General features: G+C 69.5%; 13 protein-coding genes. 4 read left to right on the forward strand and 9 right to left on the reverse strand.

Annotated features, from left to right (window positions below; translation table 11 throughout):
* Window positions 1-26: 26 nt before the first annotated feature.
* The 4 genes from RS84_RS16775 to prmC are packed head-to-tail and all read right to left on the reverse strand — an operon-like array spanning window position 27 to window position 3329.
* Entirely contained in the window at window positions 27-533 is a 507-nt protein-coding gene (locus tag RS84_RS16775) for a hypothetical protein (RefSeq protein WP_045258878.1), read from the reverse strand.
* Window positions 533-1720, reverse strand: coding sequence for a glycosyltransferase family 4 protein (locus RS84_RS16780; protein ID WP_045258879.1), 1188 nt, complete (start codon window positions 1718-1720; stop codon window positions 533-535). The genes RS84_RS16775 and RS84_RS16780 overlap by 1 nt, the downstream gene beginning before the upstream one ends.
* Window positions 1717-2427 (reverse strand): L-threonylcarbamoyladenylate synthase, encoded by a 711-nt coding sequence (locus tag RS84_RS16785; protein ID WP_045258880.1) that lies wholly within the window; start codon window positions 2425-2427, stop codon window positions 1717-1719. The genes RS84_RS16780 and RS84_RS16785 overlap by 4 nt, the downstream gene beginning before the upstream one ends.
* Before the next feature lie 41 nt (window positions 2428-2468).
* Entirely contained in the window at window positions 2469-3329 is an 861-nt protein-coding gene (prmC, locus tag RS84_RS16790) for a peptide chain release factor N(5)-glutamine methyltransferase (protein ID WP_045258881.1), read from the reverse strand.
* A 99-nt stretch (window positions 3330-3428) separates the two neighbouring features.
* On the opposite strand from prmC, the gene cysK reads away from it, so the two are divergent.
* Together cysK and epsC are read left to right on the forward strand one after the other, a co-directional pair.
* Entirely contained in the window at window positions 3429-4367 is a 939-nt protein-coding gene (cysK, locus tag RS84_RS16795; RefSeq protein WP_045258882.1) for a cysteine synthase A, read from the forward strand.
* On the forward strand, window positions 4367-4945 hold the full coding sequence (epsC, locus tag RS84_RS16800) for a serine O-acetyltransferase EpsC (protein WP_045258883.1): 579 nt from the start codon (window positions 4367-4369) through the stop codon (window positions 4943-4945). The genes cysK and epsC overlap by 1 nt, the downstream gene beginning before the upstream one ends.
* A gap of 50 nt (window positions 4946-4995) precedes the next feature.
* Here epsC and RS84_RS16805 read toward each other — a convergent pair whose 3' ends face one another.
* Complete coding sequence (locus RS84_RS16805; protein WP_045258884.1) at window positions 4996-6540, reverse strand: CitMHS family transporter; 1545 nt, start codon at window positions 6538-6540, stop codon at window positions 4996-4998.
* 146 nt (window positions 6541-6686) lie between these two features.
* On the opposite strand from RS84_RS16805, the gene RS84_RS16810 reads away from it, so the two are divergent.
* Both RS84_RS16810 and RS84_RS16815 read left to right on the forward strand, forming a co-directional pair.
* The gene (locus RS84_RS16810; RefSeq protein WP_321163042.1) at window positions 6687-8345 is read left to right on the forward strand and encodes an ATP-binding protein; all 1659 of its coding nucleotides are present in this window, start codon (window positions 6687-6689) and stop codon (window positions 8343-8345) included.
* Window positions 8342-8995, forward strand: coding sequence for a response regulator (locus RS84_RS16815; protein WP_045258885.1), 654 nt, complete (start codon window positions 8342-8344; stop codon window positions 8993-8995). The genes RS84_RS16810 and RS84_RS16815 overlap by 4 nt, the downstream gene beginning before the upstream one ends.
* A 10-nt stretch (window positions 8996-9005) precedes the next feature.
* Here the strand turns inward: RS84_RS16815 and prfA are convergent, their stop codons facing one another.
* The 4 genes from prfA to RS84_RS16835 all read right to left on the reverse strand — a co-directional run bounded on the left by prfA (window position 9006) and on the right by RS84_RS16835 (window position 14436).
* Entirely contained in the window at window positions 9006-10085 is a 1080-nt protein-coding gene (gene prfA, locus RS84_RS16820) for a peptide chain release factor 1 (RefSeq protein ID WP_045258886.1), read from the reverse strand.
* Between the two features lie 8 nt (window positions 10086-10093).
* Entirely contained in the window at window positions 10094-12019 is a 1926-nt protein-coding gene (gene rho, locus RS84_RS16825) for a transcription termination factor Rho (protein ID WP_045258887.1), read from the reverse strand.
* 177 nt (window positions 12020-12196) lie between these two features.
* A complete protein-coding gene (thrB, locus tag RS84_RS16830; RefSeq protein WP_045258888.1) occupies window positions 12197-13126 on the reverse strand; it encodes a homoserine kinase in 930 nt (309 codons plus the stop codon).
* A gap of 2 nt (window positions 13127-13128) precedes the next feature.
* Window positions 13129-14436, reverse strand: coding sequence for a homoserine dehydrogenase (locus RS84_RS16835; RefSeq protein WP_045258889.1), 1308 nt, complete (start codon window positions 14434-14436; stop codon window positions 13129-13131).

The raw sequence follows: 14436 nt of genomic DNA on the forward strand, positions 1-14436 counted from the left end.
CAACCCTATCAGAATCTGAGGGTTGCCTAAGACGCCGGACCGTTGTCAGGAGTACGATTCGCAGCCCCCGGCGCACGGTCTTCCGGCACCTCGGTGGGCAGCGACGCGTCGCTCACGACGGGCAGACGCATCCTCATCAGGACGACGACGTCGATCACGAGCGACATCAGCACCCCGGCGACGATCGAGAGCAGGAACACGGTCGGATGGATCCACGGCTGACCGCTCACGAGCACCATCACGAGGAAGAAGACGCCGAGCTTGACGAGCCATCCGCCGAGCACGATCGCGAAGAACAGCTGCACGTACAGCGGCTCGCCGTACCAGCGGTTGGCGACGAGGATGCTGATGCCCGTGATCGCGAGGAACAGGGCCGCGATCAGAACGCCCAGGAGGCCGCTGGCAAGGCCAGAGCCCTGTGCGACCACGAAGCCGACGACCCCGGCGATCACCGCGAGGACAGCTGTGGCCACCGCCGACCAGATCAGGGTGCGCCGCAGGATCGGCGTGCTGGAAACGGGACTCGGGCTCATCAGGGCTCCACGGTGTTCTGGTCTGGGGCGGCGGTGCTCTCGGATGCCGCAGCACCCGCCTTCTTGCGGCTGCGGGTGGGGTTGAGCGTGATCACGAGGCAGGCCGCGATGCCGACGACGCCGAAGCCGACCCCGGGCAGGTACTGCCCTGGCCAGTCCTCGCGCGCGCCGACGTACATCAGCAGCACCGCGAGCGAGATCACGGCGGTCCAGGCGTAGAAGATCAGGACGGCGTCGCGGTCGCGATGGCCGAGATCGAGCATCCGGTGGTGCAGGTGCTTGCGGTCGGGTGAGAACGGCGACCGTCCGGCGCTCATGCGCCGCAGCACGGCGAGGCCGAAGTCGAGCAGCGGCAGGAGCACCACGAGCAGCGGGAGGAGGATCGGGATGAACGCGCCGAGGAGCCCGGAGCGCCCGATGCGCTCCGGGTCGATGACGGACGGGTCGAGCTGACCGGTCAGAGAGATGGCCGAGGTCGCCATCAGCAGGCCGAGCACGAGCGCGCCCGAGTCGCCCATGAAGATCTTCGCGGGACTCCAGTTCATCGGGAGGAAGCCGAGGCAGGCTCCGATCAGCACCGCGGCGAGAAAGGTGGAGAGGTTGAAGAAGCTCGACGCGCCGGTGTCTCGGGTGACGATGTAGGAGTAGGCGAAGAACACGCCGTTCGAGATCAGGCAGACGCCCGCGACCAGCCCGTCCAGCCCGTCGATGAAGTTCACCGCGTTCATGACGATCACGATCGCGAACATGGTCATCGTGATGCTGAGCCAGCTCGAGAACACGAGCATGTCGCCGAAGGGCAGCGAGAGGATCTGCAGTCCCCCGCCGATCGTGATGACGCCGGCCGCCAGGAACTGGGCGCCCAGCTTGATCATCCAGTCGAGGTCCCAGAGGTCGTCGACCACTCCGATCACCGCGATCAGGAGAGCCGCGGCGAGGATCGACCACATCGCCTGCGGCGGCATCCAGATCGTCGAGAAGAACGGGTTCGCCGCGGAGACGCCGAAGGCCGCCGCGATGCCGAGGAAGATCGCGACTCCGCCGAGGCGGGGGGTCGGGGTCTTGTGCACGTCGCGCTCGCGGATGCCCGGGTAGAGCTTGAACCGCAGGCTCAGACGCCACACCACCGCGGTCAGCGTGAAGGTGATCGCGGCGGTGAGGATGATCGTGAAGAGGTACTGCTTCACGAATCCCCGTCCGCCTCGGGCGCGGGCGCGGACTCCGGCTCGAGCAGGTCGCCGAGGATCTCCTCGAGCTGGGCGCGGCTCACCGCACCCTGCCTCAGGATGCGGACCTGAGGAGCATCCGCCTCTCCCCCGCGCGTCACGAGCGAGGTGGCATCGATGATGGTCGACGCCACGCCCTCTCCACTGGGTCCGCCGTCGAGGTACACCGCGACGCTGTCGCCCAGCATCTGCTCGGCCTCCGCGGCCGAGACCGCGGCCGGATGACCTGTGAGGTTCGCGCTGGAGACCGCCAGGGGGCCCGTCTCGGCCAGCAGCTCGAGTGCGACCCGCCCTTCCGGCATGCGCACCGCGACGGTGCCCTTCGTCTCACCCAGGTCCCAGACCAGCGATGGCTGCGCGGGGAGCACGATCGTGAGGCCGCCCGGCCAGAAGGCGTCGATCAGCCGCTGCACGGGCTCCGGCACGCTCTCCGCCAGAGCGACGAGCGTCTCGGGCGAGCCGATGAGCACGGGCGGCGGCTGGTCGCGCCCCCGGCCCTTCGCATCGAGGAGGCGCTGGACGGCCGTGGGCGAGAACGCGTCGGCCGCGACGCCGTAGACGGTGTCGGTGGGGATGACGATGAGCTCACCGCGGCTGATGGCCTGACGCGCATGGCGCATACCGGCGAGCAGCTGCGACTCGTCACCGCAGTCGAAGATGGAAGACATGACGTGTCGATTCTAGTCGTGGGCGTCTGTACGACCGCAGGTCACGGGCGCAGAGCGGTCGTCACCCGGTCGCGGAGGGTGAGATCGCGGTGCGTGGCGGCTGCCCGCCACCCGTCGGCGGTCAGGATGCTGCGGATCTGCTCGCCCTGCAGCTCGCCGTGCTCGATCACGAGCAGCCCGCCGGCGCGCAGGAGCTCGAGCCCCCTCGTGCTGAGGATGCGGACGACGTCCAGCCCGTCCTCTCCCCCGTACAGGGCCATCGCCGGGTCGAACAGCCGCACCTCGGGGTCACGAGGGATCGCCGCGTCGGGCACATAGGGCGGATTGGAGATGACGACGGATGCCGTGCCGTCGAGCTCGCGGAACGCGTGCGCCAGGTCGTCGTTCACCAGCGTGAGGTTGTCGACGCCGGCGGCGTTGCGCTGCGCCCATGGGAAGGCGTCGGGCGACAGCTCGGCCGCGTACACCCGAGCGTGCGGCACCTCGGTCGCCATCGCGAGCGCGATCGCTCCGCTGCCCGTGCCGAGATCGATGCCGATCGGCTCGGGTTCGGCATCGTTGAGCAGCGCGTCGATCGCGTACTGCACCACCGTCTCGGTCTCGGGTCGCGGCACGAAGACACCGGGTCCGACCGCGAGCTCGAGGTGACGGAACGGCGCGGTGCCGGTGATGTGCTGAAGCGGCTCTCGGGCGCTGCGACGAGCGATCACGGCTTCGAACGCCGCCGCATCGGCATCCGACGCGGCGTCGCCGCGGATGATCGCCGCCTGCACCTCTCCACGGCGGATGCCGAAGACGTGGGCCGCGAGAAGCTCCGCATCGACCTGGGGATCGGGAACGCCGGCCTCCGCGAGGCGCTGCGCGGCGGCGCGCACGAGCGCGGCGATGGTGGTGTCGGGCATGCTCTCCAGCGTAGAGCGCAACGGTCCGTCACATATGCGCTGCGCAAAGCATGCTCCCCTAGGCTTGCGGCAGTCACCCCGTCTTGGAAAGGCTCACACATGCCCGGCATCCATTCCGACATCACGACCGCGTTCGGCAACACGCCGCTGGTCCGTCTGAACCACGTGACCGAGGGCCTCGGCTCCGAGGTCCTCGCGAAGCTCGAGTACTTCAACCCCGGCTCCAGCGTCAAGGACCGTCTCGGCATCGCGATCATCAACGCAGCCGAGAAGGACGGCTCGCTGAAGCCGGGCGGCACGATCGTCGAGGCCACGAGCGGCAACACCGGCATCGCCCTGTCGCTGGTCGGAGCTGCCCGCGGCTACAAGGTCATCCTGACCATGCCCGCATCCATGTCGAAGGAGCGCCGAGTCCTGCTGAAGGCGTTCGGCGCCGAGCTCGTACTGACGGACCCCACCGTGGGCATGAAGGGCGCCGTCGCCGAGGCCGAGCGCATCGCCGCCGACACCCCCGGTGCGATCCTCGCCCACCAGTTCGAGAACGCGGCCAACGCGCAGATTCACCGCGAGACCACCGCCGAGGAGATCTGGCGCGACACCGACGGCGAGGTCGACATCTTCGTCGCCGGCATCGGCACTGGCGGCACCATCACCGGTGTCGGACAGGTGCTCAAGGAGCGCAAGCCCGGCGTGCAGGTCATCGCCGTCGAGCCGACCGCGTCGCCGCTGCTCTCGCAGGGCACGCCCGGGCCCGCGAAGATCCAGGGCATCGGCCCGAACTTCGTGCCGCCCATCCTCGACACCACGGTCTACGACGAGGTCGTGACAGTCGAGTTCGAAGACGCACTGGCGACCTCGCGTGCACTCGCCGCGCGCGAGGGCCTGCTCGTCGGCATCTCCAGCGGCGCCGCCGCCTGGGCTGCGCTGCAGGTCGCCGCCCGCCCCGAGAACGCGGGCAAGAAGATCGTCGTGATCATCCCCGACACCGGTGAGCGCTACCTCTCCACTGCGCTGTTCGAGGACCTTCGCGAGGACTGATGCACCTTCCGATGTGGGTCGGGCGGATGCGCGAGGACGTCGCATCCGCCCGGCTTCGCGACCCCGCAGCCCGCGGCGGACTCGAGATCGCGATCCTGTACCCCGGTCTGCACGCCATCTGGGCGCATCGGGTGAACCACGCCCTGTGGGTGCGCGGACTGCGCTTCCCCGCCCGCCTCGGCTCCCAGGTCAGCCGCTGGCTGACCGGGGTCGAGATCCACCCCGGCGCGACCATCGGCCGTCGCTTCTTCATCGACCACGGCATGGGCGTGGTGATCGGCGAGACCGCGGAGATCGGCGACGACGTGATGCTCTATCACGGCGTCACGCTCGGCGGCCGCACCCGCGACTCCGGCAAACGGCACCCGACGCTGGAAGACGGCGTCGTCGTCGGAGCCGGCGCGAAGATCCTCGGCCCCATCGTGATCGGCGCGGGTACCGCGATCGGCGCGAACGCCGTTGTCACGAAGGACGCCCCCGCCGACTCGGTGCTCACCGGCATCCCCGCCAAGGCGCGCTCTCGCGTCGCCGGCGAGAACCTGGCGCACCTGCTGGCCGCACCCGACTACTCGATCTGATCAGCGCACGCGAAGAGGGATGCCGGGTGTCCGGCATCCCTCTTCGTCGTTCACTGCGCCACGAAGAACGGGATCGCGCCCGTGACCATGCCGACGCCGAGCATCACAAGCGAGACGATCGCGGCGCGCCACAGCACCTTGCGGTGATGGTCGCCCAGGTTCACGCTCGCGAGCGAGACCAGCAGCAGGATCGCGGGGACGAGCGGGCTCTGCAGGTGCACGGGCTGGCCCGTGATCGACGCTCTCGCCATCTCGACCGGGTCGATCCCGAAGTGCGCTGCGCTCTGCGAGAGCACCGGCAGGATGCCGTAGTAGAACGCGTCGTTCGACATGAAGAACGTGAACGGGATCGACAGGATGCCGGTGATGGGCGCGAGGAACGGTCCGAGAGCGGGCGGGAGCACATTCGTGATCCAGTTCGCCATGGCGTCGACCATTCCGGTGCCGGTGAGCACGCCCACGAGGACGCCGGCGGCGATGACCATGGAGACGACGCCGACGATGCTGGGGGCGTGCGCGACGATCTCGGACGCCTGGTCCTTGATGGTGCGGAAGTTGAGCAGGAGGGCGATACCCGCACCGACCATGAACACGTAGGGCAGCGGCAGGATGTCGAGCACCAGCAGCACCATCACGGCCACGGTGAGCACCAGGTTGAACCAGATCAGCTTCGGACGGAGCGTGGTGCGAGCCGGATCCAGCATCGTGTCGGCCATCGCGGTGTCTGCGGGGTCGACGCTCGCGGCGGCGACCGGGCCGTGACCGCCGGCGACCACGACGACGTTGCCCGTGTGCAGCGAGGCGCGCGCGCCCGGCTTGGGCTCTGCGCCGCGGAAGATCCTCGGCACGGTCGACAGGGCGCCCCCGTCGGCACTCGTGAGCAGTCCTTCGGAGTCGAGACGCCCGAGACGGCGGCGCTCCTGCAGGCCGAGGATCCAGGCGAAGCCCAGCGTCACGACGAGCCCGGCGCCCAGCGCCGGCAGCATCGGCACGAAGATGTCGGTCGGCTGCAGTCCCAGAGCCGTCGCCGCGCGAACAGTCGGTCCGCCCCACGGCACGATGTTCAGCGTGCCGTTCATGAGACCGGCGACGCAGGTGAGGACGACCGGGCTCATTCCGAGACGCAGGTAGATCGGCAGCATCGCCGAGGTCGTGATGATGAAGGTCGTGGAGCCGTCTCCGTCGAGCGACACCGCCCCGGCGAGGATGGCCGTGCCGAGAACGACCTTGGCCGGATCGTCGCCGAGCAGGCGTGTGATCACACGGATGAGCGGGTCGAACAGGCCCACGTCGATCATGATCCCGAAGAACATGATCGCGAACATCAGCAGCGCAGCCGTCGGCGCCATCTTGCCGATCGAGTCGAGGATCATGTCGCCCAGACCGAGGCCGGCGCCCGCGAACAGGCCGAACGCCGTCGGCACGAGGATCAGGGCGACCATGGGCGTGAGCCGCTTGGTCATGATGAGCGTCATGAACGCCAGGACCATGGTGAATCCGAGAAGGACGAGCACCCATTCCGGTGGCACGAACGCCACATCGTACGTGGGCGCCTCGTCGGCGGCCGAGAGCAGGCCGGTGAGCGCATCAGGCATGCGTTGACTCCTTCGTCGTATCTCCGTCGGCGATGACGGATCCTGAAGAGACTAGGGAATCGACGCTCCCCGGGTGCGGTATCCCGCATTCCCGGCCGTTGTGCGCGTAGCGTGAGTTCTGCGCATATTGCGCGAGAGGAGCACCGGTGCCCGGAAAGACGACGTCGATGAGGCCGCGCTTCGCCACGCGCGCCCTGCTGCTTCACCTCGCCACCGTTGTTCTCGTCGTCGTGCTGTGCACCAGTGTCTACCTGGTGCTCGCCGTGCAGCAGCTGCGCGCCGACGCCGAATCGACCGCGCTCGGCATCGCCCGCACGCTGGCGGAGGACCCGCAGGTCCGTGACGAGGTCTCCCGCATCTCGGCATCAGATCAGGCGCCGGATGCCGACGCCCTCCGCGACGGCGACCTGCAGCGCATCGCGTCCGGCGTCGCGGCACGCACCGGCGCGCTGTTCGTCGTGATCACCGACGATCACGGCATCCGCCTCGCCCATCCCACGCCGTCCCGCATCGGCGAGGAGGTCAGCACCCCGTACCAGCAGGTGCTGGAGGGCGAGGAGATCGTGGACTGGCAGACGGGCACTCTGGGCGAGTCCGCCCGCGCGAAGGTCCCTGTGCGCGATGACAGCGGCACGCCGGTCGGCGAGGTCAGCGTGGGCTTCGAGCGGGCCGGGGTCTTCGACGACCTCCCACCCCTGCTCACCCTGATGGCCGCGACGGCGGCAGGTGCCCTGGCGATCGCCGTGCTCGCCTTCCTGCTGTTGCGCCGCCGCTGGGAGCGACTCACGCTCGGCGTGCAGCCTGAAGAGCTCGTCGCACTCGTGCAGAATCAGGCGGCGGTGCTCAACGGCGTGGACGACGGAGTGCTCGCGGTCGACACGCGCGGCGTGGTGCGCGTGAGCAACGACGCATCCGACCGCCTGCTCGCACTCGACTCCCCCGTCGGCGCCCGCCTGGCCGATCTCGACCTCCCGCAGGCAGTGCGCGACGCGGTGACGGGAGCGCCCCGCGCATCGAGCACGGTCGTGGCTGATCGGATGCTGTACCTCGATTCTCGTCCGGTGGTGCGCGACGGGCGCTCGCTGGGACGCGTGCTGATCGTACGGGATCGCACCGACCTCGTCGCGCTGACCGAGCGGCTGGAGACCGTGCGCACGATGACCGCCGCCCTGCGCGTGCAGAGACACGAGTTCGCGAATCGCATGCACGTGGTGGCGGGGCTCATCGACGCCGACCGCGGCTCCGACGCCCGGGCCTTCCTCGGGGAGCTGATCGGACGCGGATCGGTGAACTTCCCCGTCGCCGGACTCGAGCTCCTCGCCGACCCCTTCCTGCACTCGTTCCTGGGCGCCAAGGGCATCGAGGCCGGCGAGCGCGGTGTCGCTCTGCGCATCGCCGAGGACACGCAGCTGATCGGAAGCGTGATCGCGGCCGAGGACGTCGCGGCCGTGCTCGGCAACCTCGTCGACAACGCCGTCACCGCGGCCGTGGCCGGCGAGCGGACTCCGCGCTGGGTCGAGGTGGCCGTGCTCGGCGACGGCGACGCGCTCGTCGTGACCGTCTCGGATTCGGGCGCCGGCCTCGCGGGCGTCGATCCGCTCGTTCCCGGATCGGGCCGCGACGACGACTCCGACCGGGTGCACGGTCACGGGCTGGGCATCCCGCTCTCCCGCGAGATCGCCCGTCGCAGCGGCGGAGACCTGTGGGTCATCGATCCTGGCGGCCCCGACGGCGGCGCCGTGTTCGCGGCGCGCATCGGAGGCGCGGTCGATCCAGCCTCGACAGAACTGAAGGAGCGGCCATGACCGGAACCCTGCGAGTCCTCATCCTCGACGACGATTTCCGCGTCGGGCAGCTCCACCAGGGCATCGTCGACGATCACCCCGGATACACGGCGCTGACTCCTGTGCGCTCGATCGCCGAGGCGAGAGACAGCATCCGCTCGTCGTCACCGGACCTCCTCCTCGCCGATGTCTTCCTCCCCGACGGCGACGGCATCGGCCTCGTGCGCGACGCCGGGGTCGACGCGATACTCATCTCGGCGGCCGACGACGCCGCCACCGTGCGCCGCGCTCTGCGGTCGGGGGCGGTCGGATATCTCGTCAAGCCCTTCGAGCGCCGGGCGCTCACAGGCCTGCTCGACCGCTTCGCGCGCTACCGGAACCTCGTGAGCGGCGACCGCCCGCTCCGTCAGGAGGACGTGGATCGTGCGCTCGCGATCCTGCACGGCGCCGGCGAGCCCGTCTCGCTGTCGCGATCAGCGACGGAGCAGCTCGTCTTCGCCGCTCTCGGAGACGGCGAGGCCTCGGCCGCCGAGGTCGGCGAACGCGTCGGCATCTCCAGGGCCACCGCGCAGCGGCATCTGGCTGCCCTGGCTGCTCGGGATGTCGTCGAGGTGCGCCTTCGCTACGGAGCCACCGGGCGCCCGGAGCACCGGTACGCGGCGCGCGCCTGAGCCGGACGCGTCAGGACTCGGAGCCGAGAGCGGCGAGGCGCGCCTCTTCATCGGCCTGGATGGCGGATTCGATGATCGGCTCGAGAGCGCCGTCCATCACCTGGTCCAGGTTGTACGCCTTGAATCCGGTGCGGTGATCCGCGATGCGGTTCTCCGGGAAGTTGTAGGTGCGGATGCGCTCGGAGCGATCCATCGTGCGGATCTGCGACTTGCGGGCGTCGGATGCCACGGCATCCAGCTCCTCCTGCTGCCTGGCGAGCAGGCGGGCGCGCAACACGCGCATCGCCGCCTCCCTGTTCTGCAGCTGCGACTTCTCGTTCTGCATCGAGACGACGATTCCCGTGGGCACGTGCGTGATGCGCACCGCCGAGTCGGTCGTGTTCACCGACTGGCCGCCGGGACCCGACGAGCGGAACACGTCGATCTTCAGATCGTTCTGGTCGATCTGGATCTCCTCCGGCTCGTCCACCTCGGGGAAGACCAGCACGCCCGTCGTCGAGGTGTGGATGCGCCCCTGCGACTCGGTCGCCGGGACCCGCTGCACACGGTGCACTCCGCCCTCGTACTTGAGGTGAGCCCACACGCCCTGCGCAGGGTCGGTGGATGAGCCCTTGATCGCGACCTGGACGTCCTTGTAACCGCCGAGGTCGGACTCGTTGCGCTCGAGGAGCTCGGTCTTCCAGCCCTTCGACGCCGCGTACTGGATGTACATGCGCAGCAGGTCGGCGGCGAACAGCGCCGACTCCGCACCGCCCTCGCCCGCCTTGATCTCCATGATCACGTCACGGGCGTCGTCGGGGTCGCGCGGGATCAGCAGACGTCGCAGCCTCTCCTGTGCGGCTTGCAGCCCCTCTTCGAGAGCCGGCACCTCCTCGGCGAAGGCGTCGTCCTCACGGGCCAGTTCCCGCGCTGCGTCGAGGTCATCGGATGCCGCCACCCACGCATCGTAGGCGGCGACGATCCGCGACAGCTCGGCATAGCGGCGGTTGACCCGCTTGGCCCGTGCAGCATCCGCGTGCACCGCCGGGTCGGAGAGCTCCTCCTGGACCCGGCGATGCTCGTCGATCAGAGACTGTACGGACTCGAACACGCCCGACCTCAGCGGATGTTGCTGTCGTGACCGCCCGCAGGCAGCGTCGGGATCGACTTCTGCATCTGCACCAGGAACTCGACGTTCGAGTGGGTCTCCTTGAGCTTGCCGAGCACGACCTCGAGGGCCTGCTGCTGGTCGAGACCCGCGAGGGCGCGACGCAGCTTCCAGGTGATCTTGACCTCGTCGGAGCTCAGCAGCATCTCCTCGCGACGGGTGCTCGAGGCGTTGACGTCGACCGCGGGGAAGATGCGCTTGTCGGCGAGGGCCCGCGACAGGCGCAGCTCGCTGTTGCCGGTGCCCTTGAACTCCTCGAAGATGACCTCATCCATCTTGGAGCCGGTCTCGACGAGCGCGGTGGCGAGGATCGTGAGCGATCCGCCGTTCTCGATGTTGCGCGCGGCTCCGAAGAAGCGCTTCGGCGGGTAGAGGGCAGAGGCGTCGACACCGCCGGTGAGGACACGACCCGACGCCGGTGCCGCGAGGTTGTACGCACGACCGAGGCGCGTGATCGAGTCGAGCAGCACGACGACGTCGCGGCCCAGCTCGACGAGGCGCTTGGCGCGCTCGATCGCAAGCTCGGCGACCGTGGTGTGGTCCTCAGCGGGGCGGTCGAACGTCGAGGCGATGACCTCGCCCTTCACGGTGCGCTCCATGTCGGTGACCTCTTCGGGGCGCTCGTCGACGAGCACGACCATGAGGTGGACCTCGGGGTTGTTGATCGCGATGGCGTTCGCGATCTGCTGCAGCACGATCGTCTTGCCGGCCTTCGGCGGCGCGACGATGAGACCGCGCTGGCCCTTGCCGATCGGTGCGACCAGGTCGATGATGCGCTGGGTCAGCTTCTCGGGGGCCGTCTCCAGGCGCAGGCGCTCCTGCGGGTAGAGCGGGGTGAGCTTGCCGAACTCCACGCGGTTGGCGGCGTCATCGACCGACAGCCCGTTGACCGAGTCGACCTTGACCAGCGCGTTGTACTTCTGGCGGCCCTGCTGCTCGCCCTCGCGAGGCTGCTTGATCGAGCCGACGATCGCGTCGCCCTTGCGCAGGTTGTACTTCTTGACCTGACCGAGGGAGACGTAGACGTCGCTGGGGCCGGCGAGGTAGCCGGTGGTGCGCACGAAAGCGTAGTTGTCGAGCACGTCGAGGATGCCGGCGATCGGGATCAGGACGTCGTCCTCGCCGATCTCGGTGTCGAACTCGTCGACAGGGCCGCCGGTGCGGCGCTTGTTGCGCTGACGGTTGCGGCCACCTGCCGAACCCTCGTCGTCACCGGACTGGTTGTTCTGCTGCTGGCTGCCTTCGTTCTGCGACTGACCGGCTGCGCCGTTCTGGCCGCGTCCGCGGTTCCGGCTGCGGCTGCGGCTGCGGCCGCGACCGCCCTGCTCGTCGCCATCACCCTGCTCGGGGGCGGAGGAGGCGTCGTCCGCGGCAGCGGCGTCGGCCTGCTTCTCGGTGGCTGCGTCGGCCTTCTCGGCAGGCGCTGCCGGAGCGTCGGCGGCGTCGGCGGCCTCGACGGGCTTCTTCGCACCACGGCGACCACGAGGAGTCTTGGGAGCTGCGTCTGCAGCGGGAGCATCGGCAGCAGGGGCCTCGGATGCAGGAGCCTCGGGCGCCTGCGCCGGCTCGGCCGCGGGGGCCTCTGCGGTCTCGGCATCGGCCTTCTTGGCCCGGCTGCGACGCGGAGCCTTCGCCTTGGGCGCAGCCTCGGCCGCGGGCGCGTCGGAAGCAGCAGGAGCTTCGGATGCCGGAGCCTCGGCTGCCGGAGCCTCGGCGGCGGCCTTCTCCGCCTTCGCGGCGGCCGTCGCGGTGGTGGCACGACGGGGCGCGCGCTTGCGGGCGGGCGCCGCAGGCGCCTCGGCGACGGTGTCAGCGGCGGGCGCCGCGTTCTCGTTCACAACGGATGAGTCGTTCTGGGTCTCGGAGAAATTCTCCACGAGTACTCCCTCTTTGGTCTCGGAGACATGAGCGTTCCGCGCACAACGGGTGCTGCGCGCGATCGCACTGGCTGACGCTCGGCGACAGCCTGCCTTGGCACAGACTCGCAGAGGAGAAGTGCTTCAAGGGTTTGCGTGCGGGTCCTGCAGAGTTGCAATGGGGCCAGATTCACGCAGTTACGTGGAGCCCTCCGCTCGTTCCCCCACTGTACCACCACGCACGTCGACCGCGAGCAGCAGCGCGTCCCACGGGGTGTCTGTGACGCCGGCTGCCAGTTCCACGGCATCCTGGCGGCTTCCCGGGCCATCGGCGAGCACCAGGACACTGGGTCCCGCCCCCGAGACGACGGCGGCGAAACCTGCCGCGCGCAGAGCCTGAACCAGCCGCTGCGTCTCGGGCATGGCCTCGGCCCGATAATCCTGATGCAGCCTGTCTGCCGTGGCGTCGAGCAGCAGCTCGGGGCTCTGCATGAGAGCCGCGATCAGCAGAGCGGAGCGCGAGACGTTGAAGACAGCGTCCTCGGTCGACACCTGCGGGGGCTGCAGCGATCGGGCCTTCGACGTCGACATCGTGTAGGAGGGCACGAGCACGAGGGGCGAGACGCCGCGGTGCACCAGCAGCTTCTTGTGCTGCGGGCCTCTCTCCCCCATCCAGGCGATCGTAAGGCCGCCGAACAGGGCAGGAGCCACGTTGTCGGGGTGCCCCTCGAGTTCGGTGGCGAGGCGCAGCAGATCGTCGTCGCCGATCTCCACGTCGCCCTCGAGCAGTCCCTTCGCGGCGAGGATGCCGGCGGTCACCGCCGCGCCGGACGAACCGAGTCCGCGGCCGTGCGGCACGCCGTTCTCCGCGACGATGCGCAAGCCGGGCATCTCACGCCCGACGTCCTGGTAGACATGCGCGATCGTGCGGACGATCAGGTTCGACTCGTCGCGCGGGATCTCATCGGCGCCCGTCCCTGACACCTGGATCTCGAGCTGCCCTGCCGGGAGCTCCGTGACGAGCAGCGTGTCGTAGATGCTGAGCGCGAGACCGAGCGTGTCGAAACCCGGACCGAGATTGGCGCTGGTGGCGGGAACCGTGACCTCGACGGTGCGTCCGAGCACCATCGTCACTCGCCTTCCACGCGCAGGACCGAGACCACCCGCTCGACGACGGAGCTCTCGGCGAGAGCGTCGACCGTCGCGCTGAGCGCCTCCTCGGTCGCGCGGTGCGTGCCGATGATGAGCCGAGCCGTGGGCTCGGACTCGCCCTCGACGGTCTGCACCACGGTCGCGACCGAGACGCCTCCGTCACTGAGGATGCCGGCGACCGTGGCGAGCACGCCCGCAGCATCCGCCACCTGCAGCGTGATCTGGTAGCGCGTCGTGACGTGGCCGATCGGCACGATCGGCAGGTTCGCCCTCGTCGACTCGCCGACGCCGACGCCGCCGGCGATGTGGCGGCGAGCGGCGGAGACGACGTCGCCGAGCACCGCCGAGGCGGTCTGCACGCCGCCGGCGCCTGCGCCGTAGAACATCAGGGAGCCTGCGGCCTCGGCCTCGACGAACACCGCGTTGTTCGCGCCGTGCACGTTCGCGAGCGGATGCGACTGCGGCACCAGCGCCGGATACACGCGCACCGAGATCGACTCGGCGCCGTTCGCCTCGATGCGCTCGCACACTGCGAGCAGCTTGATCACGAAGCCCGCGGCGCGCGCCTCTTCGATCATGGAGGCCGTGATCGAGGAGATGCCCTCGCGATGCACGGCGTCGAGCGGGACCGCAGTGTGGAAGGCGAGGCTGGCGAGGATCGCCGCTTTCTGCGCGGCATCGTAGCCCTCGACGTCGGCGGTCGGGTCGGCTTCCGCGTACCCGAGGCGCTGGGCATCGGCGAGCACGTCTGCGAAGTCGGCGCCCTCCGTGTCCATCCGATCGAGGATGTAGTTCGTGGTGCCGTTGACGATGCCCATGATGCGCACGACACGGTCGCCTGCGAGCGAGTCGCGCAGGGGACGGATGATCGGGATCGCGCCGGCCGCCGCAGCCTCGTAGTACACCGACGCGCCGACGCGATCCGCAGCTTCGAAGAGCTCGGGACCGTGCGTGGCGAGCAGCGCCTTGTTCGCGGTCACCACATCGGCGCCGGAGCCCAGGGCGAGAAGGATGTTCGCCCTGGCGGGCTCGATGCCGCCGATGAGCTCGATCACGATGTCCGAGCCGAGGATGAGCGATTCGGCGTCGGTCGTGAACAGCTCCTTGGGCAGATCGACGTCGCGCCGCGCGTCGACGTCTCGCACCGCGATGCCGGCGAGCTCGAGAGCGGCTCCTGCCCGGTCGGCGAGCTCGTCGCCGTGTCGCAGCAGCAGGCTGGCGACCTGGGAGCCCACGGCTCCGGCGCCGAGCAGCGCCACCCGCAGTCGTCGATACTCAGCAGTCAT

This window comes from Microbacterium hydrocarbonoxydans (assembly GCF_000956475.1).
Taxonomy (GTDB): domain Bacteria; phylum Actinomycetota; class Actinomycetes; order Actinomycetales; family Microbacteriaceae; genus Microbacterium; species Microbacterium hydrocarbonoxydans_A.